The sequence below is a fragment of the Nonomuraea sp. NPDC001636 genome, assembly GCF_040298265.1.
Lineage (GTDB): Bacteria > Actinomycetota > Actinomycetes > Streptosporangiales > Streptosporangiaceae > Nonomuraea.
Map to the genome: position 1 here is coordinate 167,634 of NZ_JBEOZT010000017.1, position 22,367 is coordinate 190,000.

General features: G+C 73.2%; 22 protein-coding genes. 11 read left to right on the top strand and 11 right to left on the bottom strand.

Going from position 1 to position 22,367, the window contains the following annotated elements; all coding sequences use genetic code 11:
• Nucleotides 1-113: 113 nt before the first annotated feature.
• Nucleotides 114-659 (top strand): SMP-30/gluconolactonase/LRE family protein, encoded by a 546-nt coding sequence (locus tag ABT158_RS29250; protein ID WP_352358732.1) that lies wholly within the window; start codon nt 114-116, stop codon nt 657-659.
• On the opposite strand, the gene ABT158_RS29255 is transcribed toward ABT158_RS29250, so the two are convergent.
• Nucleotides 645-1,730: an STAS domain-containing protein gene (locus ABT158_RS29255; RefSeq protein WP_352358734.1), complete on the bottom strand. Its 1,086-nt coding sequence runs from the start codon at nt 1,728-1,730 to the stop codon at nt 645-647. The genes ABT158_RS29250 and ABT158_RS29255 overlap by 15 nt on opposite strands.
• A 104-nt stretch (nt 1,731-1,834) precedes the next feature.
• Entirely contained in the window at nt 1,835-3,436 is a 1,602-nt protein-coding gene (locus ABT158_RS29260; protein WP_352358735.1) for an IucA/IucC family protein, read from the bottom strand.
• A gap of 80 nt (nt 3,437-3,516) precedes the next feature.
• On the opposite strand from ABT158_RS29260, the gene ABT158_RS29265 reads away from it, so the two are divergent.
• From ABT158_RS29265 to ABT158_RS29275, 3 genes are read left to right on the top strand one after another with little or no spacing between them, the layout of a single operon-like run.
• Nucleotides 3,517-5,106 carry an IucA/IucC family protein gene (locus tag ABT158_RS29265; protein ID WP_352358737.1) on the top strand — a complete coding sequence of 530 codons (1,590 nt, stop codon included), beginning with the start codon at nt 3,517-3,519 and terminating at the stop codon, nt 5,104-5,106.
• 55 nt (nt 5,107-5,161) lie between these two features.
• Complete coding sequence (locus ABT158_RS29270; protein ID WP_352358739.1) at nt 5,162-6,010, top strand: alpha/beta fold hydrolase; 849 nt, start codon at nt 5,162-5,164, stop codon at nt 6,008-6,010.
• Between the two features lie 41 nt (nt 6,011-6,051).
• A complete protein-coding gene (locus tag ABT158_RS29275; protein WP_352358741.1) occupies nt 6,052-7,161 on the top strand; it encodes an L-dopachrome tautomerase-related protein in 1,110 nt (369 codons plus the stop codon).
• On the opposite strand, the gene ABT158_RS29280 is transcribed toward ABT158_RS29275, so the two are convergent.
• Nucleotides 7,158-7,661 carry a hypothetical protein gene (locus tag ABT158_RS29280; protein WP_352358743.1) on the bottom strand — a complete coding sequence of 168 codons (504 nt, stop codon included), beginning with the start codon at nt 7,659-7,661 and terminating at the stop codon, nt 7,158-7,160. The genes ABT158_RS29275 and ABT158_RS29280 overlap by 4 nt on opposite strands.
• A 167-nt stretch (nt 7,662-7,828) precedes the next feature.
• Between ABT158_RS29280 and ABT158_RS29285 the strand changes: the two genes are divergently transcribed.
• From ABT158_RS29285 to ABT158_RS29295, 3 genes are read left to right on the top strand one after another with little or no spacing between them, the layout of a single operon-like run.
• Nucleotides 7,829-8,248 carry a NifU-related iron-sulfur-binding protein gene (locus ABT158_RS29285; RefSeq protein WP_352358745.1) on the top strand — a complete coding sequence of 140 codons (420 nt, stop codon included), beginning with the start codon at nt 7,829-7,831 and terminating at the stop codon, nt 8,246-8,248.
• Nucleotides 8,245-9,129, top strand: a complete 885-nt coding sequence (locus tag ABT158_RS29290; RefSeq protein WP_352358746.1) for a hypothetical protein — start codon at nt 8,245-8,247, stop codon at nt 9,127-9,129. Before ABT158_RS29285 ends, ABT158_RS29290 begins: the two co-directional genes overlap by 4 nt.
• A gap of 1 nt (nt 9,130) precedes the next feature.
• Entirely contained in the window at nt 9,131-9,910 is a 780-nt protein-coding gene (locus tag ABT158_RS29295) for a hydrogenase maturation protease (RefSeq protein WP_352358748.1), read from the top strand.
• On the opposite strand, the gene rfaE2 is transcribed toward ABT158_RS29295, so the two are convergent.
• Nucleotides 9,882-11,393, bottom strand: a complete 1,512-nt coding sequence (gene rfaE2 / locus ABT158_RS29300; protein ID WP_352358750.1) for a D-glycero-beta-D-manno-heptose 1-phosphate adenylyltransferase — start codon at nt 11,391-11,393, stop codon at nt 9,882-9,884. The two genes, ABT158_RS29295 and rfaE2, sit on opposite strands and share 29 nt — an antisense overlap.
• A gap of 190 nt (nt 11,394-11,583) precedes the next feature.
• On the opposite strand from rfaE2, the gene ABT158_RS29305 reads away from it, so the two are divergent.
• Genes ABT158_RS29305 through ABT158_RS29320 form a run of 4 tightly spaced genes read left to right on the top strand, consistent with a single transcriptional unit; the run spans nt 11,584 to nt 14,462 of the window.
• Nucleotides 11,584-12,687, top strand: a complete 1,104-nt coding sequence (locus tag ABT158_RS29305; RefSeq protein WP_352358752.1) for a glycosyltransferase family 9 protein — start codon at nt 11,584-11,586, stop codon at nt 12,685-12,687.
• Nucleotides 12,680-13,057 carry a hypothetical protein gene (locus tag ABT158_RS29310; protein ID WP_352358754.1) on the top strand — a complete coding sequence of 126 codons (378 nt, stop codon included), beginning with the start codon at nt 12,680-12,682 and terminating at the stop codon, nt 13,055-13,057. Before ABT158_RS29305 ends, ABT158_RS29310 begins: the two co-directional genes overlap by 8 nt.
• Nucleotides 13,058-13,106: 49 nt before the next feature.
• Nucleotides 13,107-13,685 (top strand): TetR/AcrR family transcriptional regulator, encoded by a 579-nt coding sequence (locus ABT158_RS29315; RefSeq protein WP_352358756.1) that lies wholly within the window; start codon nt 13,107-13,109, stop codon nt 13,683-13,685.
• A gap of 42 nt (nt 13,686-13,727) precedes the next feature.
• Nucleotides 13,728-14,462: an SDR family NAD(P)-dependent oxidoreductase gene (locus tag ABT158_RS29320; RefSeq protein ID WP_352358758.1), complete on the top strand. Its 735-nt coding sequence runs from the start codon at nt 13,728-13,730 to the stop codon at nt 14,460-14,462.
• A 1-nt stretch (nt 14,463) separates the two neighbouring features.
• Here the strand turns inward: ABT158_RS29320 and ABT158_RS29325 are convergent, their stop codons facing one another.
• The 7 genes from ABT158_RS29325 to ABT158_RS29355 all read right to left on the bottom strand — a co-directional run bounded on the left by ABT158_RS29325 (nt 14,464) and on the right by ABT158_RS29355 (nt 22,297).
• On the bottom strand, nt 14,464-15,756 hold the full coding sequence (locus ABT158_RS29325; RefSeq protein ID WP_352358760.1) for an MFS transporter: 1,293 nt from the start codon (nt 15,754-15,756) through the stop codon (nt 14,464-14,466).
• Between the two features lie 68 nt (nt 15,757-15,824).
• A complete protein-coding gene (rbsD, locus tag ABT158_RS29330; RefSeq protein WP_352358762.1) occupies nt 15,825-16,214 on the bottom strand; it encodes a D-ribose pyranase in 390 nt (129 codons plus the stop codon).
• Nucleotides 16,211-17,155: a substrate-binding domain-containing protein gene (locus tag ABT158_RS29335; RefSeq protein WP_352358764.1), complete on the bottom strand. Its 945-nt coding sequence runs from the start codon at nt 17,153-17,155 to the stop codon at nt 16,211-16,213. Before ABT158_RS29335 ends, rbsD begins: the two co-directional genes overlap by 4 nt.
• Nucleotides 17,156-17,173: 18 nt before the next feature.
• Entirely contained in the window at nt 17,174-18,151 is a 978-nt protein-coding gene (locus ABT158_RS29340; protein WP_352358766.1) for an ABC transporter permease, read from the bottom strand.
• Nucleotides 18,141-19,643 (bottom strand): sugar ABC transporter ATP-binding protein, encoded by a 1,503-nt coding sequence (locus ABT158_RS29345; protein ID WP_352358768.1) that lies wholly within the window; start codon nt 19,641-19,643, stop codon nt 18,141-18,143. Before ABT158_RS29345 ends, ABT158_RS29340 begins: the two co-directional genes overlap by 11 nt.
• On the bottom strand, nt 19,640-20,647 hold the full coding sequence (locus tag ABT158_RS29350) for a LacI family DNA-binding transcriptional regulator (protein WP_352358770.1): 1,008 nt from the start codon (nt 20,645-20,647) through the stop codon (nt 19,640-19,642). Before ABT158_RS29350 ends, ABT158_RS29345 begins: the two co-directional genes overlap by 4 nt.
• Before the next feature lie 129 nt (nt 20,648-20,776).
• On the bottom strand, nt 20,777-22,297 hold the full coding sequence (locus ABT158_RS29355) for a golvesin C-terminal-like domain-containing protein (RefSeq protein WP_352358772.1): 1,521 nt from the start codon (nt 22,295-22,297) through the stop codon (nt 20,777-20,779).
• Nucleotides 22,298-22,367 lie beyond the last annotated feature (70 nt).

Consider the following 22,367-nt stretch of genomic DNA (forward strand, 5'->3'; position numbering starts at 1 on the left):
CATCGGGCGGTGGCGTCGGCTACTTCCCCCTCTCCCCAAAGGGACCTCAACCAGTTACGGTCGGACAGTACGCGGAATCCCATTCCGTATCACGGACCAAAGGGCACATGGGCATGAAGCTGGAGAAGGTCCCCGTCCCCCGCGCCGCCCTCGCGGAGGGCCCGAGGTGGGACGCCGCCACGGGCACCCTGCTGTGGGTGGACATCCCCGCCGGCCACGTCCACCGGCTGGACCCGGCCGGCGACGAGCGGGAGACGATCGAGCTGGGCCAGCCGGTCGGCGTCGCCGTGCCGCACGCCTCCGGCGGCCTCATGCTGGCACTCAGGGACGGCTTCGCCCGGCACGCGGACGGCCGCACCGAACTGGTCGCCCGGCCGTCCGAGCCCGAGGGCAACCGGATGAACGACGGCGCCTGCGACCGCGCGGGCCGCTTCTTCGCCGGCACCAAGGCCGAGGACGACACCCCCGGCGCGGGCTCGCTCTACCGCCTGGCCCAGGACCTCACGTGCGACAAGGTGCTGGACGGCGTCACGATCTCGAACGGCGTCGGCTGGAGCCCCGACGAGCGCCTGATGTACTACGTGGACACCGCGACCGACCGGATCGACGTGCACGGCACCGAGCTGGTGATCGACGGCGGTCAGCTAGCGATCATGTGAGTCGCCGGGGCGCGGCACCTTCATGGCGATGATCAGGCCGTGCCCGGAGTCGTCGCCGGGACGCAGCCGGGACAGCTCGACGGTGAGCCGCGTCGGCCGGCCCCGTCCGTTGACCACGTCGAGCGCGACCCTCCTGGCTCCGCCCCGGGCCGTGCCCCCGGCCGGCGTGTCGCGCACGAGCGGGACGATCCGCTCCACCGGCAACCCCGTGCCCAGCGAGGCCAGCGGACGGCCCACCGCCTCCCCGGCCCGCACCCCCCATAACTCCTCGGCCCCCGCCCCCCAGATGAGCACCCGCAGGTCGGCGTCGAGCACCACCGCTGCGTCGCCCAGCCCGTGGACCAGCGAGGCGGTGATCCGGCCGACCTCGTCGAGCTCGGCCGTGCGGGCGACCAGCGCGTCGTTGGCGCGGCGCAGCTCGGCGGCGCGGGCGGTGAGCGCGTCGTTGGTGTGGCGCAGCTCGGCGTTGGCCGAGCGCAGCTCGTCGTTCGCGCGCTGCAGGTCGGCGTTGGCCGCGCGCAGCCGGCCGACGATCGCGGACCAGCGGCCGGGCGGCGGCAGGTTCTCCTGGCGGTCGGGGATGATGGGCGTCTCGTCCCGTTGTGGCCGCAGCCTGCGGGTGCCGTGGTGCTGCTCGGAGCGGGGGTCGCGGGCCCGGCGGAAGCACGCCAGGTGGCGGCTGACCGGCCTGGGCGGGCCGGTCTGCTCGTAGATCTCGACGCCGGTCCCGGCCAGGGCGTCGGGCATCGTGCCGAACAGGGGGATCGCGGTGCCGCCGTGCTCGGTCATGAGCGCGATGAGGCGGCACAGCGCGGGCTGGGCCTCGGCGACGGCCAGGTGGCCGCCCTTCTCCTGCATGGCCCGGTGGGTGATCGCGAGCTGTTCGAGGCCGTTCAGGTCGCAGAACCAGAGGTCGCCCGCCGCGACGATCACGTGTTTCACCCGCGAGCGCGGCAGGGGGTCGAGGAAGGCGGCCAGGATGGGGCTGGTCGTCGAGTCGAGCTCGCCCGCCAGGGCGACCACCAGGGTGGTGTCGCCCACGGGCACGAGCCGTACTGAGAGCTGCATCATCGGATTCGCTCCTTCCCTGAACTCTGCGTGATCGAAGATCGACGCGCAGCAGGGTCCGGCTGCATGCCCCATACTCCTCCTCCTGCGGGAAAAGAGCCAGGCGCTCACCGTGCGTGAGCGAGGGTCCAGGAGGCTCCTTGGCTGAGGGGGTTGGGCAGGGTCGTCCAGCTGTCGCCGGGCGGGGCGCCCGCGAGCTGGGCGAGCAGGTGGGCCTTCACCCGGATCCGCTCGCCGAACAGGGCCGCGCGGTCGGAGCGCACGTCGGCGGTGTCGGGGAGCGCGTCGAACGCCCGCCGCGCGGCCCGTGCCACGACGGCCCACAGACGTGACTCGGCGGTACGGTCGCCCTCTCCCAGCAGGGAGACCAGACTGCCGAACGTGGTGCCGACGAGCGAGCCGAACAGCTTGGCGTGCAGGACGCCGGGGTCGTCGCTGAGCAGCCGGGGGCTGACCGGCGGCGTTTCGAAGCCGTTGCGGGCCAGCCGGGCCGGGCTGATGCGCACGTCGGCCAGGTCGCGGTAGACCAGCTCGACCGGGTGGCCCCGCCGGTCCAGCACGACCAGCAGGTTCTGGCCGTGGGCCTCCAGCGCGACCCCGAGGGCCAGCAGGCCGAGCGCCGCCGCCGTCGCCACGCCGGCGAAGGCCGCCAGCCACTCGCCGGCCTGCTCGCCACGCGGCGCGTCCCACTGGGCGGGGGCGGTGAGGGCGGCGACGGGCAGCACGGTGTGGCCGGGCACGCGGGGCGTCGCATCGCGCAGCATGACGGACAGGTCGGCGGTGTGCTCGCCGCGCACGGCCCCCGCGGCCCCGGACAGGTAGCGGGCGATGCGCGGACGGCCGCCGAGCCGCGCCGACAGGGCGGTGAGCAGGTCCGACAGGGGGACGCAGTCGCGCACCGAGCCGGGGGAGATGTCCCTGACGCCGGAGGTCATCCGGGTGGTGAACGCCGTCTTGAGGTGCGGGCCGCCGTCCAGGGGCGCCAGGGTCCGTACGGACATCAGCGGATGGCACGGCAACGCCCCGATCGCGTACGGGCGCACCCCCAGCCCGGCCAGCACGTGCCGGGTCTGCCAGGGGTGGACGGGCAGCAGCAGCCGGTCGCCGTCCATGAGCGAGGCCGGCCACGGCCCGGTGACCAGGCATTTGGCGGCGGGCGCCGCCACCAGGTCGAGCGCGACGACGGGCCGGTGCTCCGGCATGTACGCCAGTTGCTCGGCCACCGACACCCCGGGCCGGTTGCGGCAGCCCGGATGGTAGGGATGGCCGTCCACGACGCTCTGCTCGTACCGTTCGGGGCCCGGCTCGCGCAGCGGGGAGGCCGCGCCCGCCCGGGACAACGCCAGGGAGGCGACGCTGTTGTCCAGGTCGGCGACCAGTCCCTGCGCGCCGGGGAGGCCGAGCGCCGCCAGCAGTTCGGCGGGGTCCGTGTACGGGACGCCGTCCAGCCGCAGCACCGGCTCGTCGGCCAGGTCGTAGGGCAGCCGGGCCCGTCCGGTCAGCTCGCGTCCGTCCGAGAGCCGCACGCGCAGGTCGCCACCCGCGGCGACCGGCGGGGCGAGACCGGGCAAAGGCTCGCAGAGCAGGCCCCGCCACAGCCGTCCCATGACGGCGGCCCGCGCCCCCGGCAGGGCCGCGGCGTAGCCGGGCGTGAGGTCCGGGCGCACGGCGGCCAGCTCCCTCGCGAACCGTGCCGCAGAATGCCGCATGAACCCCCCCGTCAACAGGAACATGCCCAGGTGAGAACCCTGTGGACACTGATCGGTACAAAAGGGTAGGACAGGTCGCCATGGCATATATCGACGGCCTCCTCCCACCGGCCGGTCCGGCACCCGAGGCGCAAGACCACCAGGCCGCGGACGAGGCCACGGCCCTCGCGGTGACGGCCCTGCTCAACTGCCTGCTCCGCGAGGTGGCCGAGCCCGCGGCCGCCGAGGACGGCGGGTGGCTGCTGCCCGCGACCGGGCACGTCCTGCACGTCCGCCCCGGACGGTACCCGGGCGCCCCCGTCCTGCGCACCCCCGACGGCCCGCGCCCGCTCTCCCTGCCCGGCCTGGTGGCGCTCACCGAGGACGAGCTGCGGACGCGCACCGGCCACGCCAACCCGTCCCTGGCCAAGGAGATCATGGAGAGCCGGGACGTCATGGCCGCGCTGCTGTCCGCCCAGCGCGCCACCACCCCGCCCGCCGACCTGTACCTGCGCTCGGAGCAGGCGCTCGTCGCCGGTCACCGCTACCACCCGGCACCCAAGGCGCGCGGCGGATCGGGCCCGGACGTCTGGCTGCCCTACTCGCCGGAGGCGCGCGCGAGCTTCGCGCTGCCGCTGCTCGGGGTGCCCGCCGAGGCGCTGGTCGAGCAGGGCGACGTCGGTGCGCTCGACCGGCTCGGCCCGCCCGCCCCCGACGGCCTGACGCTGCTGCCCGCCCACCCCTGGCAGGTGGAGCTGCTGGGCGGGCTCAAGGAGCTGCGCCACCTGGGCGTCACGCCCGCGCGGGCGGTGGCGACGGCCTCGATCCGCACGGTGTACCTGCCGGAGGCCGACCTGTTCTGCAAGTTCAGCCTGGACGTGCGGATCACCAACGACATCCGCCGCCTGTGGCTGCACGACCTGCGCTGGCTGGGCCTGATCGACGACCTGCTGGGCGTGGCGTTCGACGACCTGCCCGCGCACCGGCCACGGCCCGCCGTCCTCGGTGACCGCGGTTACCGCAGCCTGGAGCTGGGCGGGGACGGCGGCGAGGCGCTGGCGGTGATCGTCCGTGACGGGCTGGGCGGGCACCTGCGGCCGGGGCTGACGGCGCTGCTGGCCGCCGGGGTCAGCGAGGGCTTCCCCGGCAACCCGCTGGACGGCCTCGACGCCGCCGAGGCGCTCGTGTGGTGGCGGCGCTACCTCGACCACGTCGTGCCGCCGGTGCTGCACGCCTACTTCCGCCACGGCGTGGTGCTCGAATGCCACCTGCAGAACGTGCTCATCGGCGTGGACGGGCGCGGCCTGCCCGGCCAGGCGATCTTCCGCGACCACGAGGGCGTCAAGCTGACCGCGGACCGCCACAGCCTGCCCGGCGCCCGCACGCCCGTCGTGAGCCCTGCCTACGGCTGGGAACGGCTGCTGTACTGCCTGGTCGTCAACAACCTCTTTGAGATCGCCGGAGCCGTGGCCGAGCGGCACCCGGAGCTGCGGGCCGAGCTGTGGACCGAGGCGAGGTCGGTGTTCGCCGGCTGCGCCGAGGACCACGGCCAGCCCGAGGAGCTGCGCGACCTGCTCGCCGGCGCGTACGTGCCCGCCAAGGCCAACCTGCTGCTGCGCTGGCTGGAGGCGGACGGCGCGGACATGCGCTGCGTACCGACGCCTAGCCCTTTGCGACTCTTTACGCCATAAGCTATCCTCGCCGAGGACAACAGTTTACGGTGTATCGAATTCACGGAGGCCCCCGGTGACCACGGCGACGCTGCACGACGGAAGCACCATCGAGACGGAGGTCCACGGCTCGGGCCCGGTCCTGCTCCTGGCCGTCAACCCCAAGCCGATCGAGGGCGAGGCGGCCGAGGAGATGCGGAAGTGGGGGGCCGACCCCGCGCTCGGCCGCTCGCTCATCGACGGCCTGTCCGACGGCTTCCGCGTCGTGGCCTTCGACTACGAGGGCCACGTCCTGGCCCATCCCAAGCCGGACACGCTCACCCCCGACAACGTGGCGGCCGACATGTTGTCGGTGGCCGACGCGGCAGGGGCCGACCGGTTCGCCTACTACGGCTACTCCTGGCTGGCGCTCAGCGGCCTCCAGCTCGCCCTGCGCACCGACCGGCTCTCGGCGCTGGTCATGGGCGGCTTCCCGCCGCTCGGCGGGCCCTACGCCGAGATGCTGAAGGTCACCGAGGCCACGTACCGGATGGCCGTCGAGCCGAAGAGCGCCACGCCGCCGGCCACGGGGACGGGCGAGCCGGGCGACTGGTCCTCCACCGAGGTGACCCTGAGCGAGGGGCAGGCCAGGCAGTTCGCCACCCTGTACCGGGCGCTGCGCGGGTTCGACGACAGCCAGGTGCGCCTGTCCTGCCCCCGCCTGTGCTTCGTCGGCTCCGCCGACGAGATCGTCTACGACGAGCGGTGGGGCGGCGCCCACGTCAGCATCGCCGGCCCGGTGCTCCGCGAGCGGGCCGCCATCGAGGCCCTCGGCTGGGACGTCGAGGTGCTCGACGGGCTCGACCACGCCGGGGCCATGCAGGCGGCCAACGTGCTGCCCGTCCTGCGGCCGTGGCTGGAGCGGGCGCTGTTTCTCCCCGCCTGAGCTGGGCAGTTGCCCGGCGGGGTCGGGGAACGGGGGGGAACATGGCGAAGGGGAGCGGCCGCGACGGCGTTCAGCCGGTCGATGAGCCCATCGGGAAGCTGGAGCTCGTGCACGCCTTCGAGTCCGGCCCGATGCCGACCGGCGTCACGGTCTCCCGTGCCGGCCGGATATTCGTGAACTTCCCCAAATGGGGTGACGACGTTCCGGCGACCGTGGTCGAGCTGCGGGACGGCAAGGCCGTCCCCTACCCCGACCAGGAGTGGAACGCCGAGGCCGACGAGCCGTCGAAATGCCTGGTCTCGGTGCAGAGCGTGGTCGTCGATCCCCTGGACCGGCTGTGGATCCTCGACACCGGCAGCCCGATGTTCCGGCCCACCAGGAAGGGCGGGCCGAAGCTCGTCTGCGTGGATCTGGAGACCGACACCGTGGTCAAGGTCATCATGTTCGATCGCGGTGTCGCCCTGGAGACGTCCTATCTCAACGACGTGCGGTTCGACCTGCGCAAAGGGGTCGCCTACCTCACCGACTCCGCCGACAAGGGGCCCAACGGCATCATCGTGGTCGACCTGGCCAGCGGGCAGGCGTGGCGCCGGCTGCACGACCACCCGAGCACCAAGGCGGAGCGGCCGCCGGACTTCGTGCCGGTCGTGGAGGGCCGGCCGTTCCTGGAACGGCCGCAGGACGGGCCGCCGTCGCCCGTCCTGATGGGGGCCGACGGCATCGCGCTCCCGGCCGGCGGCGAGCGGCTCTGGTACTGCCCGCTGCTCTCCCGCCGCTGGTACAGCGTGTCCACGGACGCCCTGATCGACCGCACGCTGGACGACGCCGAAGTGGCCGCGACGGTCAGGGACGAGGGCGACAAGGGCGGCTCGGCCGACGGCCTGGAGGCCGACGACGCCGGGCACATCTACCTGACCGACTGGGAGCACAACGCGGTGCTGCGCCGGACGCCCGACGGCACGATCGACACCCTGGTCCACGACGCCCGCCTGCTGTGGCCGGACACGCTGTCGGTGGCCGACGGCCACCTGTACGTGACCGCCAACCAGCTGCACCGGCAGGCCAGGTTCCAGGAGGGGCAGGACCGGCGGCGGTACCCGTACGCGCTGTTCCGGGTGCCGATCGACGCCGGGCCGGTCCGGCTGGTCTAGCGGCGCGGGCGGGGCCGGGCCGAGGCGCCCACGACGGCGCCGTACAGCAGGTGGTCGGCCAGCAGGGCCAGGCGTTCGGCGGCGGTGTCGCGGCTGCGGGGCAGGCCGAGCGCCGGGGCGATGCCGGTCTCGAAGGCGGCCCAGGCGAGCACGCCGTACACCGGGCCGGCCCAGCGTCGTTCGCGGATCACGCGGGGCAGCAGGCCGAACGCGGCGCCGCCGGCCGCGCCGTACAACCAGTGGACCGCCTCCACCAGGGCCGGGCGGCGCTCCGCCGGGACGTTGCGGAAGAGCCGGGGCGCGGTCCTGCGCAGAACCGACTCCGGCGGCGTGCGCTCCACCATCCCGAGCGAGACGGTGAGCTGCCGCAGCCCCGACATGGCCATCGAGCCGACGGCGCCGCGCGCGGTGGCGCGCAGGATCGGGTGGCCGCGCCTCTCCTTCTCCGCCGGCTGGGCCTCTTCGGACAGCCCGGGACGCGTGGGCAGGGTCTGGGTCATGGTTTGCCGCCTTCGTCGACGCGGTATGCCCGCTACGTAGAGGTACTGATCGGATACCGAACGACGCCATCGCTAAACCTCTGCAATGGCCACTTGGGGGGCTTAAGGCCGATGAATGCCGCTAAATACGACTGGTTTCCTGACGGCGTGACCGTCCTGGGGGCGTCATGTCGCTGAACGCACGCATCGGCAGGATCGAGAGCCTGCTCGAACGGGCCGAACCGCCCGCCGTCGAGCTGGCCCAGGCCCTGCTCGACCTCTACGGCGAGGGCCTGACGCGGATCATGGCCGCGGCCGACGACGACCTGGCCGCCCGGCTGGCCGCCGACGACGTGGTCGCACACCTGCTGCTGCTGCACGACCTGCACCCGATCGACGTGCGGACCCGGGTCGAGGACGCGCTGCGCGGCACCGCCGCCGAGGTGATCGCCGTCGAGGGCGACCTGGTACGCCTGCGGCTCCCGGACGACGACGGGAGCTCGGCGGACGCGGTGCGCCGGGCCGTGCGCGACGCGGCCCCCGAGGTCGAGCAGGTCGAGATCGTCCGGTCGGCGCCCGGCGTGGGGGCCGGCAGATGGACCACGTGAGGCGCATAGCCCGCGCCGTCCTCTACGGGGGCCACCTGCAGTGGCCCAGCCGCCACTCCGCCCCGCCCGACCGGCGGCGCTGGACGTTCGGCGGCGTGCACCCCGAGTCCTACGGCCGGGCGCACGAGGGCAACCCGTGGCTGACCCAGACCCAGTGCCTGCTGGAGGCCGGCGGCGACGACGTCGTGGACGTGCACGTGCGCTTCCTGCACCTGATCACCTGCGAGGTGGCCGTGCAGCGCGAGGGCGAGCTGGTCCGCGTGCCCGAGCTGACCGTCGGCGGCGCCCGCCACCTGCCCAGGGAGGAGGCCAAGGAGCGCGAGGTGGCCGAGACGGGGCTGCGCCTGGCCGACCTGCTGGCCTGCCCGGCCGGCATGGAGATCCACGTGCCGCCGGGCCAGCGGGCCGAATGGCTCGACGGCGAGGGCGTGCTGCTGCGCGGCTGGGAGGCGCTGAGCGGCCGGGCCGAGGTGTTCGCCGAACGGCTGCGCGAGGGCCTGTTCCGGCTCACCGTCCGGGTGGCGAACACCAGCCCGTGGCAGGGCGACTCGCGCGTGGAGGCCATGAAGCACACCCTGATCTCCGCGCACACGGTCGTGAGCTCGCCCGGCGGCCGGTTCGTCTCGCTGACGGAGCCGCCCGAAGGGCTGCGCGCGCTCGCCGCGGGCTGCCACAACATCGGCACCTGGCCGGTGCTGGTGGGCGAGGAGGGCGACCGGCACACGATGTTGTCGGCCCCGGTCATCCTCTACGACCATCCCAAGGTCGCGCCGGAGAGCGGCACGTTCGACGACACGGAGATCGACCAGCTCCTCGACCACTGCGCCGCGCTCACCCCGGAAGAGCTCATGCGCCTGCACGGCACCATGCGGGAGACGTGACATGGACACTCGGTACCCGACGGAACGGCCGGCCCCGGCCGAGGCGATCGTCGACGGCGTGCGGCTGGTCCCGGGCAGCCGGGTGCGCCTGCGCCCGAAGAGCCGCGCCGACATCCTCGACCTCGCGCTCGACGGCCGCCTCGCGGTGATCGAGAGCGTCGAGCGGGACGACGTCGGCGGCTTCCACGTTGGCGTCACGCTCGCCGGCGATCCGCTGCGCGACCTGGGCGAGTCCAGGCTGCCGTGCCACCGGTTCTTCTACTCGGCCGAGGAGCTCGAACCCGTCGGAGGGGGCTGCCGCCCGCGCGTCCTGGTGGCCGGGATCGGCAACGTCTTCCTCGGCGACGACGGTTTCGGCGTCGAGGTCGTGCGCCGCCTGGCCGACGACGACCTGCCCGCCGACGTGCTCGACTTCGGCAGCCGTGGCCTCGACCTGGCCTACGCGCTCCAGCGCGACTACGAGGCGGCGATCCTCGTGGACGCCGCGCCGCGCGGCGAGCCGCCGGGCACGCTCACCCTGCTCGAACCGGACATGCCCGGCCCGGACGGCCCCGGCGGCATCGCGGCCGATAGCCACGGCCTCGACCCGGTCAAGGTGCTGCGCATGGCCCGCGAGCTGGGCCGGGTGCCCGCGCGGGTGCTCGTGCTGTGCTGCGAGCCGGCCCGGCTGGTCACCGACGACGTGCTGGTGGAGCTGAGCGAGCCGGTGCGCGGGGCGGTCGAGGAGGCGGTGCGGATGGTGCGCTCGCTGGTCATGGACGTGCTGGCGGAACGGGCCTGACCCCGTCCGGCGGAACGGGCCTGACCCCGTCCGGCGGAACGGGCGTGGCACCGTCCGGGGCGCCGGGCACCGAGCGCATGCGGCCGATGATGGCGGTCGTCGAGCGGTCGGGCAGGTAGTCGAGCACCAGCACCTCGCCGCCGAGCGAGCGCACCAGCGGCGCCTCCGGCAACATCTCCGGGGTGTAGTCGCCGCCCTTGACGTAGATCTCCGGCCTGATGAGCCTGAGCAGGCGTTCCGGGGTGTCCTCGTCGAACTCGGTCACGTAGTCCACGTCGTTCAGTGCGGCCAGCACCGACATGCGGTCCTCGCACGGGTTGAGCGGGCGTCCCGGGCCCTTGAGCCGGGTCACGCTGGCGTCGCTGTTGACCGCGACCACGAGCACGTCCCCGAGCTGCCCGGCCTGCTCCAGGTAGCTGACGTGGCCCCGGTGCAGCACGTCGAAGCAGCCGTTGGTGAACACGATCCGCTCGCCCCTGCGCCGGTGCTCGTCCAGGAGCTGGGCCAGGCGCTCGGCGGCCTGCACGGTGCCCTCCTGGCGGCGCAGGGCGCGCAGCAGCTCGTAGCGGGTGCAGATGGACGTGCCGGACCGGCGTACGACCACCCCGGCCGCGGCCTGGCCCGCCTCGGCGGCCTCCTCGGGCGTCGCGCCGGCGGCCAGCCAGAGCGAGAAGGCCGCGGTGTAGGTGTCGCCCGCGCCGGTCGCCATGTGCTGCGGCGCGGGCCGGGCGTAGGTCCGGTACGGCGGGCAGCCGGCCCGGTGCAGCAGCGTGCCCTCGCCGTCCAGGGTGGTCACCACGATCCCGGCACCGGTGGCGGCCAGGATCTGCGCGGAGCGCGCCATCAGGTACGCCGGCCGGTCGGCGGCGGCGTCCGCCTCGCCGAGCAGGCCCACCACCTCGGCGTAGTTGGGCAGCACCGCCGCCGGCGCGCACTCGACCCAGGGCGCGACCGCGTGCGCGTCCACCACGAGCAGCGGCAGCCCGGCCAGCGCCCGGCGCACCGCCGGGGTGAACACGCCACCGCCGTAGTCGCAGGCCACGACGACGTCAGCGCCGGCCACGGCCGCGGAGACGCGGGCCAGCAGCGCGCGTTCGGCCTCGGGCGGGATGACGTCGAGGTCCTCCTCGTCGTAGCGGGCGGTGAGCTGGCCGCTGGTGACCAGCCGCCGCTTGTGCGCGGTCCGCCGCCCCGGCACCGCCTGCAAATCCGTCTCCACGCCGAGCAGCCGCAACGCCTGGACGAGCTGGTCGCCGCAGGCGTCGTCGCCCACGACGCCGACGAGCCGGACGCGGGCCCCGAGCGCAGCCAGGTTGGCCGCGGTGTTGCCGGCCCCGCCCGGCGCGTCCTCGACCGCCTCCAGGCTCATCACGGGCACCGGCGCCTCCTGGGCCAGCCGCTTGGCCGAGCCGTGCAGCCACGAGTCGAGCATGACGTCGCCGACGACGACCGCGCTGACCGTCTCTTCCCTCAGGGTGCCCATAGAGGGCGAGTACCTGTAAAAGCCCAGATCAAACGCATACCAGCTCAAATAGGTTCGTCCGAAACCGAAGTTATGGGCCATCCCTGCCGGGTAGCCGGGCCGCTATGTACGGCCCTTCGGGCACCGGGCCGCCGCCCAGGCGGGCCGGCCACCTGGAGCTGCCGACCACTGTCGCGGACAGGAGCGCGGAATGCTACGACTACATGCCGGGGACCTCATGACGGCCCGGCCCGGCCTGGTCGAGGGCGTGCGGAGCATCGCTGTCCTGCGGGCCAACGCGATCGGCGACTTCCTGGTCGCGCTGCCGGCCATCGAGGCGATCAAGCTGGCCTATCCCGACGCCCGGCTCACCCTGCTCGGCACGCCGTGGCACGCCGAGTTCCTGTCCGGGCGGCCCGGCCCGGTGGACGAAGTGGTCGCGCTGCCGCCGATCACGGGGGTCTCGACGTCGGAGACCGGCTACCCGGTGCCCGGCGGGGCCCGCGCCGAGCTGCGGGAACGGGCGTTCGACCTGGCGGTGCAGATCCACGGCGGCGGGCGTTTCTCCAACCCGTTCGTGCGCTCGCTCGGGGCGCGGGTGACCGCCGGGCTGCGCTCCCCGGACGCCGAGGAACTGGACCGGTGGGTGCCCTACACGCCCTTCCAGCACGAGACGCTGCGCTTCCTCCAGGTCGCCGAGCTGGTCGGCGGGGTCGCCGAGCGGCTGGAACCGCTGGTGGCCGTCACCGCCCGCGACCGGGCGGAGCTGGCCGAGTCGTTCGGCGAGCCGCCGGCCGGGCTGGTCGCGCTGCATCCGGGCGCGACGGACCCGCGGCGGCGCTGGCCCCCCGAACGTTTCGCCGAGGTGGCCGACCGGCTGGCCCGGCCCGTCGCGGTGACCGGGAGCTGGGCCGAGAAGGACCTGGTGGAGGCGACGGTCGCGGCCATGCGCGGGCGCGCGCACCCGGTGCTCCCCGTCGTCGGCACGCTCACCCTCGGCGGCCTGGCCGCCCTGTACGAGCGCTGCGCCCTGGTGGTCGCCAACGACACCGGGCCGCGCCACCTCGCCGCGGCCGTCGGCACGCCCACGGTCGCCGTCTACTCGTGCGTCAACGTCATCAACGCCGGGCCGCTCAGCAGGACCGCGCACCGGCCGCTGATCTCCTGGACCACCCGGTGCCCGACGTGCGGCGCGAGCGGCGTGGACGCGGAGGCCGAACGCTGCGAGCACGACGGGACGTGGGTCGCCGACGTCTCGGTGGACGACGTGACAGAACAGGCCGAAGACCTACTGAAGGGATATCGCGATGACTGACCAGGCCGTGCTGGACGAACTGCAGGAAGCCCTGGACGAGGCGTTCCAGGGACGGGACCGGGTGGCGATGCGCGAGGTGTACGCGCGGGTCTCCGCGCACGTGCACATCCCCGCCGACATGCTGGCCCATCTCAACGAGGTGCCCGAGGGCAGCTACTCCAGGGAGGAGATGGCCGAGGCGATCAACGACGTCATCAGGCGGCGCGGCGAGCAGGACAGCCTGGGCCTGCTGAGCATCCCGCGGCAGCGGCCGGTGGAGGAGACCGCCGCCGCCGAGCGGGCCGTCGCCGACGACACGCCGCTCGAATACCTCAACCCGCCCCAGACCCCGCCGGACGACGGCCAGGCCCCGGAGTTCCGCGAACCGTAGGGGCTCTTCTAATTAGACCGTTCGTTCTTGAATGTGGTAGCTTCACCGCGTGGCACGCAGCAAGGAGTTCGATCCCGAGGTCGCGCTCGACCGGGCGCTCGACCTGTTCTGGGAGCGCGGTTACGAGGCGACCTCGATGGCCGACCTGGTGGAGCGGCTGGGGGTGGCGCGGGCCAGTATCTACGGCACCTTCGGCGGCAAGCGGGAGCTCTACGTCAAGGCGCTGGAGCGCTACCTGGCCCGGCGCAACGTGGTCGAGCCGCTGGCCCAGCCGGGGCCCGCGGTGCCGGCCGTACGCGCCTTCCTCGACGCGTACGTGGCCGAGATCCTCGCCGACGAGCTGCGGCGCGGCTGCATGGTCGTCAACACGGCCGTGGAGTTCGCCTCGCGCGACGCCGAGCTGGCCCGCCGGGTGACGGCGAGCTGGGCCGAGCTGGAGACCGCGCTGGCCGCCGCGCTGGTGCGCGCCCGCGCCCAGGGGGAGATCCCCGAGTCGAAGGACCCCTACGCGCTGGCCAGGTTCCTGCTCGTGCTGCTCCAGGGCCTGCGCGTGCTCGGGCGGGCCGACCCCGACCCGCGCCGCCTGCGCGACGCGGTCGAGCAGGCCATGATTGCCGTGCAAATTTGAGACCGATCGTTCTAGGAGTTTGTGGTGTTCGAAGGAAAAGTCGTGCTTGTCACCGGGGCCACCGGGGTCGTGGGCCGGGCCGCCGCGCTGGCGTACGCCAGGAAGGGCGCGTCCGTGCTGGCCGCCGGGCGGGACACCGCGCGACTCGGCGCGGTGGTCAAGGAGATCGAGGCGGCGGGCGGCCGGGCCACCGGCTTCACCGCGGACGTCACCGACTCGGCCTCCGTGGCCGCCATGGTGGAGGCCGCCGTCACCCGTTACGGCGGGCTCGACGTGGCGCTGAACGCCGCCGGCGTCTTCGGCATGCTGGCGCCGGTGGCCGACTACGACGAGGACACCTGGGACACCGTGCTCGCGGTGAACCTCAAGGGCGTGTTCCTGTCGATGAAGCACGAGATCGCCTACATGCGCGAGCACGGCGGCGGCGTGATCGTCAACGTGGCCAGCAACCTGGGCGCCCACTGGCGTCTGGCCGGGGCCGCCGCCTACGCCGCCTCGAAGGCCGCGGTCAGCCACCTGACCCGCACCGCCGCCCGCGACCACATCGCCGACGGCGTCCGCGTCAACGCCCTCAGCCCCGGCCCCATCGACTCGCCCATGTCCACGCGTCCCGGCGAGACGCCCGCCGAGCGCGACGAGCGCATGCGGGACGCCCTGCCCATCGGCCGCGTCGCCGCCCCGGAGGAGATCGCCGCCGCCGCGCTGTGGCTGTCCTCGCCGGAGTCCAGCTTCGTCGTCGGCCAGGACCACGTGATCGACGGCGGCGCCACGGCCTGACTCAGCCGGCCACGGGCGGGCGGGTCTCCCGCATGGCCAGCACCGCCACCAGGCTGATCAGCCCGACCCCGGCCATGTACGCCGACACCGACATCGACGTGCCGGTCGCCTCGTGCAGGGCGGTCGCGACCAGCGGGGCGAACCCGCCGCCGAGCAGCGCGCCGACCGCGTACGAGAAGGAGACCCCGCTGTAGCGGTAGCGGGGCTCGAACATCTCGGCGAACAGCGCCGACTGCGGCCCGTACGTCGCGGCGAGCCCCACGTTGAGCACCACCACGGCGACCACCATCAGCGCCGCCACCCTGGTGTCCACCAGCAGGAAGAACGGCACGGCCCAGACCACGAGGAGCACCGAGCCGGCCAGGTAGACCGGCTTGCGGCCGATCCGGTCGGACCAGATCGCCGTGGCCACGATCCCGGCCAGCCAGGTCAGGCTGCCGACGATCACCACGACCAGCATGAGGTTCCTGCTCACCTTCAGCACCTGGGTGCCGTAGGACAGGAGGTAGGCGAGGAACACGTAGCCGATCGCGGTGTTGGCGACGAAGCTGGCCGAGGCGAGCAGCAGCGCCCGCGGCCGCTCGCGGAAGACGTCGAGGACCGGCCGCCTGCTGCGGGCCTGCTCGGCGGACAGCGCCCGGAACACCGGCGTCTCGGTCACCCGCAGCCTGATGAACAGCCCGACCGCGACCAGCACGACGCTGAACAGGAACGGCAGCCGCCAGCCCCAGCTCGCGAACTGCGCCTCCGACAGCCCGGCCGTCACCGCCACGTACACCAGTTGCGCCAGGATCAGCCCGGCGGGCACGCCCACCTGGGAGTACAGCCCGTAGCGGCCGCGCCTGCCGGGCGGGGCGTGCTCGACGGCGAGCAGCGCCGCGCCGCCCCACTCGCCCCCGGCGCTGAGCCCCTGGAGCAGCCGCAGGACCAGCAGCAGGATCGGGGCCGCCACCCCGATCCGGTCGTAGGTGGGCAGCAGCCCGACGCCGACCGTGGCCGCGCCCATCAGCAGCAGGGACGCGACCAGCATCGCCTTGCGCCCGAGCCGGTCGCCGAAGTGCCCCCACACCAGGCCGCCCACGGGCCGGGCCAGGAACCCGACGCCGAGCGTGGCGAACGCGGCCAGGGTGCCCGACGCGGGCGAGAGCGGGGAGAAGAACTGGGAGCCGAAGACCAGCGCGGCGGCCGTGGAGTAGATGAAGTAGTCGTACCACTCGATCGTGGTGCCGACCGCGCTCGCCATGGCGACGCGACGGAGTTGGGCGGGATCCGGCTCTGCTGCCTCGTGGGTCATGGCGCCTCCCTCGACGCCAGAGTAGATCTTCCTCCGCCCGCTTCCCAGTGGCCCGGGGGCAGGCGTCCCTAGAACGCCACCCCGCACCGCAGGATCACGTTCGCGTACGGCGTCGCCTCTCCGGTGCGGACGGCCAGCCGCACCCCCGCCGACAGCCGCTTGAGCTCCTCGTGCGGCACGTACGCCAGCCCCGGCAGCCGGGCCGCGAGCAGCTCGGCGCAGTCGGGGTTGCCCGCGCGCACCTCCTCGGCCGCCGTGGCCCCCTCGACGACGAGCTCGGCGAGCAGCCCGCCGAGCACGTCGGCGAAGGAAGGGATGCCCGGCAGGAAGGCCAGGTCGACGACCCGCACGCCGGGCGGCACGGGCATCCCGCTGTCACAGACCAGCACCTGGTCGGTGTGGCCGAGCCGGGCCATGGCCCCCGCCAGCTCGGCGTTCAGAATCCCCGCGCGTTTCACTGGAAGTCCGCGACGTTCTCCTTGGTCGCCACCTTGACGGGCACGGCCACCGTCTTGTCGATGGTCTCGCCCTTGGCGGCCTTGACCGCGGCCTGCACCGCCTGCTGGCCGAGCAGCGACGGCTGCTGGGCGACGCTGGCGGCCAGCGTGCCCGCCTGCACCGCCTTCAGGCCGTCGGGGGTGCCGTCGAAGCCGACGACCTTGACCTGCTGGCCCGCCTTGGCGCCCAGCGCCTTGATCGCGCCCAGCGCCATCTCGTCGTTCTCGGCGAAGACGCCGGTGATGCCGGGGTTCGACTGGAGCATGTTGGTCATGACGTCCAGGCCCTTGGTGCGGTCGAAGTCGGCCGGCTGCTTGGCCACGACCTTGATGTTCGGGTACGCGGCGATGCCCTCGGCGAAGCCCTGGCCCCGGTCGCGCGAGGCGGACGTGCCCGCCGTGCCCTGCAGCACGACCACGCTGCCCTTCTCGCCGAGCTGCTTGGCCAGCTCCTGGGCGGCCAGCTTGCCGCCGGCCACGTTGTCGGAGGCCACGGTCTGGGCCACCTCGGCGCCGTTGACGCCGCGGTCGGCCGCGATCACCGGGATCTTGACCCGGTCCGCCGCCTTGACCGCCGGGGCCGCCGCGTCGGAGTCCACCGGGTTGACGATGATCGCCTTCATGTTCTGGCTGGTGAAGTTCTGGACCTGGTTCACCTGCTGGGAGGCGTCGTTCTGGGCGTCGGTGACGGTCAGCGTGACGCCCTCCTTCTTGGCCTCCGCCTCCGCGCCGCTGCGCAGCTGCACGAAGTAGGGGTTGTTCAGGGTCGACACCGACATGCCGATCTTGATGTCCCCGCCCCCCGAGGACGAGCCTCCGGAGCCGCCGTCGCCGGAGGAGCCGCAGGCGGCCAGGCCGAGCGTGAGCGCGGCGCCGGCCATGACAATCGCGGGAATCCGCATGATCTTTACTTCCTTTTCCTAGTTCGTTCCCCTGCGCCGCAGGGTGTCGACGAGGACCGCGAGCGCGATCACCACGCCGATCACGACCTGCTGCCAGAACGCCGAGACGGACAGCAGGTTCAGCCCGTTGCGCAGCACGGCGAGGATGAGCGCGCCGACGAAGGTGCCGAGCGCCCTGCCCTTGCCGCCGGACAGGCTCGCGCCGCCGATGACGACGGCCGCGATCGCGTCCAGTTCGTAGCCCGCCGCGGCCTGCGGCTGCGCCGAGGCCAGCCGGCTGGCCAGGACGATGCCGGCCACCGCCGCGAAGACGCCGGACAGCGCGTACGTGATGAGCTTCTGCCGGTTGACCTTGATGCCGGACAGCCGGGCGGCCTCCTCGTTGCCGCCGATGGCGTACATGGCCCGGCCCGGGTACGTGCGGTTGAGCACCACGGCCGCGATCACGCCCATGACCAGCATCACCAGCACCGGGATCGGCAGGTAGTCGCCCAGCGTGTCGCCCAGGTGCGAGACCGAGTCGGGCATCGCGATCGGGCTGCCCTGCGAGATGACCAGCGCCAGGCCGCGGGCGATGCCCAGCATGGCCAGCGTGGCGATGAACGGCGGCAGCTTGCCGTACGCGATCAGGGCGGCGTTGACCAGGCCGCACACGACGCCGACGGCCAGCGAGACCACGACGGCGACCGGCCACGGCAGCCCGGCGCTGGTGGCCGTCCAGGCCAGCACGATCGCCGACAGCGCGGCGACCGAGCCGACGGACAGATCGATGCCGCCGGTGACGATCACGAACGTGGCCCCGAAGGCCAGGATCGCGGTGACCGCCGCCTGGACGCCGACGTTGAGCAGGTTGGTCACGCTGAGGAAGTCGGAGGACAACAACGACAGCGCCACGACCAGCACGACGAGCGCGGCGAGCGCGCCGTTCTCGGCGAACCAGGCCGCGGCGGGCGACCGGCGGCCGGTGAGCTTGTTCGGAACGGTGCTACTTGGCACGGGGACCCTCCACATCCGTGACCGCGAGGGCCATGACGTCGTCTTGCGTGGCCCCGGCCGCGGGCAGCTCGCCGACGAGCCTGCCGCGGGCCATGACCAGAATGCGGTCGCTCATGCCGAGCACCTCCGGCAGATCGCTGGAGATCATGAGCACGGCGTGCCCGGAGGCGGTGAGCGCGTTGATGAGCTGGTAGATCTCGACCTTGGCCCCGACGTCGATGCCGCGGGTCGGCTCGTCGAGGATGAGCACGCCCGCGTCGGCGACCAGCCACTTGCCGATGACGACCTTCTGCTGGTTGCCGCCGGACAGCGTGCGGACCTCCTGGTCCAGGCCGGTCATCCGGATGCCGAGCTGCTCGGCCACCTTCCCGGCGGCCCTGCGCTGGCCGGCGCGGTCGACGAAGCCGGCGCGGGTGGCGGCGCGCATGGTGACCAGGCCCAGGTTCTCGGCGACGTCCGCGCCGAGCACCAGGCCCTGGCCCTTGCGGTCCTCGGGGACCAGGCCGAGCCCGGCCTCCATGGCGGCGTGCACGTCGCCGGGCGCCAGGCGGGCGCCGCGGACGACGACCTCGCCGGTGTCGTAGCGGTCGGCGCCGAAGACGGCCCGCGCGACCTCGGTGCGGCCGGCGCCGACCAGCCCGGCGACCCCGACCACCTCGCCCGCGCGCACCTCGAACGAGACGTCGTCGAAGACGCCCCTGCGGCCGAGGCCGGAGACCTTGAGCAGGGCCTCGCCGCGTTCGGCGGCCTGCCGCGGGAACTGCTGGTCGATCGGGCGGCCGACCATGAGCCTGACCAGCTCGTCCTGGGCGGTGTCGGCGGGGATCTCGGTGACGGACCGGCCGTCGCGCAGCACGGTCACCCGGTCGCCGATCTCGGCGATCTCCTCCAGGTGGTGGGTGATGAACACGATCGAGACGCCCTCGTCGCGGAGCTGGCGGACGATCGTGAACAGCTTGGCGACCTCGCCGGAGGTGAGCACGGCGGTGGGCTCGTCCATGATGAGCACGCGGGCGTCGAGCGCGAGCGCCTTGGCGATCTCCACCATCTGCATGCGGGCGATGCCGAGCCGGGCGATCGGCGTCGCCGGGTCGACGTCCACGCCGACGCGGTCGAGCAGCGCCTTGGCCTGCCGTTCCATGCGCTTCTTGTCCACCAGCCCGAAGCGGCGCGGCGGGCGGCCGAGCGCCAGGTTCTCCGCGACGGTGAGCTGGGGGACCAGGTTGAACTCCTGGTAGATGGTGGCGATGCCGAGCCGCTGGGCGTCGCCCGCCGACCGGATGTCCACCGGCTGCCCGTCGACGGTGACGCGCCCGCCGTCCGGCCGGTACGCGCCCGACAGGATCTTGATCAGCGTGCTCTTGCCCGCGCCGTTCTCGCCGAGCAGGACGTGCACCTCACCGGCGCGCAGGCTCAGATCGACGCCGTCGAGTGCCACGACGCCGGGGAAGACCTTGCGCAGGCCCTCGGCCTTGAGTATCTCCGCGGTCACTCCATGATCCCTTTCCGCTCGCATGATCGGCGAATCACCAGGCGCGCCGGCAGGACGTGCGAGTCGGCCGCCTGCCCGCTCTGGATCCGGCCGATCACGAGCCGCACGGCCAGGCGCCCCATCTCGGCCGTCGGCTGCGCGATGGCGGTGATCGGCGGGGCGGTGTGCTTGAACCAGGTCACGTCGTCGAAGGAGGCGACGGCCACGTCGGCGGGGATGCGCAGGCCCCTGGCCTGGATCTCCTCCAGCCCGCCGAGCGTCATCAGGTTGTCGCCGAAGAAGATCGCCTCGGGCGGCTCGGGCAGGTCGAGCAGCTCGGCGGTGATGCGCCGGCCGCTGCCCTCGCGGAAGTCGCCGGGGCGCACGTACTCGGGGCGCACCTCCAGTCCCTCGGCGGCCATCGCGGCGGCGAAGGCGGCCGTGCGCTCGCGGCCGGTGGACAGGGTGGCCGGGCCGGAGGCCAGGGCGATCCGGCGGTGGCCCTGCTCGCGCAGGTGGCGGACCAGCTCGGCGATGGCGGCGGCGCCGTCGGAACGCACGGAGGGCACGTCGAGCCCGGAGATCGTGCGGTCGAGGAACACCACCGGCCGGCCGGCCTCGGCCAGCTGCTGCACCAGCGGCGTGACCTCGGCGGTCGGGCAGATCAGCAGCCCGTCGACGCGCTGCTCCAGCAGCGTGCGCACGTAGTGGTCCTGCTGGTCGGCGCGCTCGTCGGCGTTGCCCATGACGACCGTGAAGCCCTCGCGCCTGGCCTCGTCCTCGACGCTCCTGGCCAGCTCGGTGAAGAACGGGTTCAGGACGTCGCCGATGATCAGGCCGATCGTCCTGGTCGCGGTGGTGCGCAGGGAGCGGGCGACGGCGTTCGGCACGTAGTTGAGCGCGCTCATCGCGTCGTAAACTCGGCGCCGGGTCTCCTCGTTGACCGAGGGGTTGTCGTTGAGCACGCGGGAGACCGTGGCGACGGAGACACCGGCCTGCGCGGCGACGTCCTTGATCCTTGCCATCGTTCCTCCGTGTAATCGATTACACGGCAGCTTATGAAATCGATTACATGATTGGCAAAGTGAAATGGCTCACACCCCCGGGGGAGAGGGTGTGAGCCGGTTTCGGTGGCTTCAGGCCTGGCGGGGCCGTCAGACCTTGCTGATGCGGACCGCGTCGGCGATGACGAGGCCCGTGCCGGCCGTCCACCGGCTGACGCCGACGACGTTGTAGGTGCCGGCGTTCAGCGAGAAGGTGCCGATGCTGCGCCAGCCTCCGCCGCCGGAGCGCTGGTCCACGTAGACGGTCTGGTTGCCGCCCGAGGCCGCCACGATGTACGGCGCCGAGCTGTTGTAGCCCGGATCGGACGGGTACCAGACCTCCACCTTGTACGTGCCCGCGCTGGGGATCGCGGCCTGGTACCAGGCGGGGTCGCTGGCCGCGACCGGGTCGGAGAAGCGGTAGTCGGCGCCGTAACGCTGGCTGGAGTAGGCGGAGGTGCCCCAGTTGGCGCTGGCGGTGAACTGGCCGGAGGTGGCGTTGTCCACCGTGGTGGACCACGAGGGCGTGCCGCCGCCGGTCACGTAGTTCATGTACGTGGTCCAGTTCCAGTACGGCCCCGGATCGGTGTGGTCGGCCCCGGGAACCTCGTTGTGCCCGATGATGTGGGCGCGGTCCTTCGGGATGCCGTACTTGTCGCAGATGGCCTTGGTCAGGGCCGCCGACGCGCGGTACATGGCGTCGGTGAACCACGAGGACTCGCTGACGTAGCCCTCGTGCTCGATGCCGATCGACCTGGTGTTGTACGTCCAGTTGCCGGCGTGCCAGGCGATGTCCTTCTCGCGCACCATCTGGGTGATGGCGCCGTTGGACGACTTCACGACGTAGTGCGCCGAGACCTGCGCGGCCGAGTTCTGGAACCAGGAGATCGTCCCGGCGTACGAGCCCTGCGTCACGTGGATGACCACGCGGTCGATCGCGTAGCTCGACGGCCGGCTGGAGGCGGTGTAGTTGCTGGAGCTGGCCGGGACCCAGGAGGCCGGGCCGTAGTCGGTGCTGAGCACGCCGACGTCGCCCTGGGCGCTGAGGTCGCGGGCCTTGGCGTAGTCGCCGCGGTCGGCGGTCACCTCCTGGGGCTTGACCGTCACGCCCCGTGCCGCGATGCCGAGGCCGAGCTGCTCGTAGACCGAGTCGGCGTACAGCCGGGCGATCTCCGGTGAGGAGGCGTTGCCGTACTTGGCGACGGCCTGGTACCAGCGGCCGGCGTCCTTGCGGCCGGCGTCGTCGAGGCCGAGCTCGTCGGCGTAGGAGCGGAGCAGGGCGGCGCCGCCGAGGATGTTGGCGGCGTTGTCGGAGCGCAGCTTCTCGACCGGCAGGCTGGTGAGCTGGGCGGCCTTCTCCAGCGCGTGGGTCGTGGGGTTGCTGACCAGGTGCATCAGGCCGTAGCCGCCGCTGGCGCTGGGCTTGCCCTGGTGGTCGTCGAGGTGGGTCTCGGCGTAGGCGAGCGCGACCAGCAGATCGCGGGGCACGTCGCTCGCCGAGGCGGCCTTGGCGAACGCCGCCGGCAGCGCGGGCTCCCGGGCGGCCTGGGCGGCGGGCTGGCCCGCGGTGATCAGGGCGACGGTCAGGGCGGAGGTGGCGAGGGCAGCTAATCGCGTGCGGGCGAGAATCATGGGGATGCTCCTCGTTGGGGGGTGACGGGTGGAACGCGGGCGCGGGTCCGCGGCCCGCGTTTGGCCCCGA

Excerpts from the sequence above, each read along its gene's own strand:
- ABT158_RS29250 (WP_352358732.1), top strand. The coding sequence starts at position 114 with ATGAAGCTGGAGAAGGTCCCCGTCCCCCGCGCCGCCCTCGCGGAGGGC.
- ABT158_RS29255 (WP_352358734.1), bottom strand. The coding sequence starts at position 1,730 with ATGATGCAGCTCTCAGTACGGCTCGTGCCCGTGGGCGACACCACCCTG.
- ABT158_RS29260 (WP_352358735.1), bottom strand. The coding sequence starts at position 3,436 with ATGCGGCATTCTGCGGCACGGTTCGCGAGGGAGCTGGCCGCCGTGCGC.
- ABT158_RS29265 (WP_352358737.1), top strand. The coding sequence starts at position 3,517 with ATGGCATATATCGACGGCCTCCTCCCACCGGCCGGTCCGGCACCCGAG.
- ABT158_RS29275 (WP_352358741.1), top strand. The coding sequence starts at position 6,052 with ATGGCGAAGGGGAGCGGCCGCGACGGCGTTCAGCCGGTCGATGAGCCC.
- ABT158_RS29280 (WP_352358743.1), bottom strand. The coding sequence starts at position 7,661 with ATGACCCAGACCCTGCCCACGCGTCCCGGGCTGTCCGAAGAGGCCCAG.
- ABT158_RS29285 (WP_352358745.1), top strand. The coding sequence starts at position 7,829 with ATGTCGCTGAACGCACGCATCGGCAGGATCGAGAGCCTGCTCGAACGG.
- ABT158_RS29295 (WP_352358748.1), top strand. The coding sequence starts at position 9,131 with ATGGACACTCGGTACCCGACGGAACGGCCGGCCCCGGCCGAGGCGATC.
- rfaE2 (WP_352358750.1), bottom strand. The coding sequence starts at position 11,393 with ATGGGCACCCTGAGGGAAGAGACGGTCAGCGCGGTCGTCGTCGGCGAC.
- ABT158_RS29305 (WP_352358752.1), top strand. The coding sequence starts at position 11,584 with ATGCTACGACTACATGCCGGGGACCTCATGACGGCCCGGCCCGGCCTG.
- ABT158_RS29310 (WP_352358754.1), top strand. The coding sequence starts at position 12,680 with ATGACTGACCAGGCCGTGCTGGACGAACTGCAGGAAGCCCTGGACGAG.
- ABT158_RS29325 (WP_352358760.1), bottom strand. The coding sequence starts at position 15,756 with ATGACCCACGAGGCAGCAGAGCCGGATCCCGCCCAACTCCGTCGCGTC.
- ABT158_RS29335 (WP_352358764.1), bottom strand. The coding sequence starts at position 17,155 with ATGCGGATTCCCGCGATTGTCATGGCCGGCGCCGCGCTCACGCTCGGC.
- ABT158_RS29350 (WP_352358770.1), bottom strand. The coding sequence starts at position 20,647 with ATGGCAAGGATCAAGGACGTCGCCGCGCAGGCCGGTGTCTCCGTCGCC.
- ABT158_RS29355 (WP_352358772.1), bottom strand. The coding sequence starts at position 22,297 with ATGATTCTCGCCCGCACGCGATTAGCTGCCCTCGCCACCTCCGCCCTG.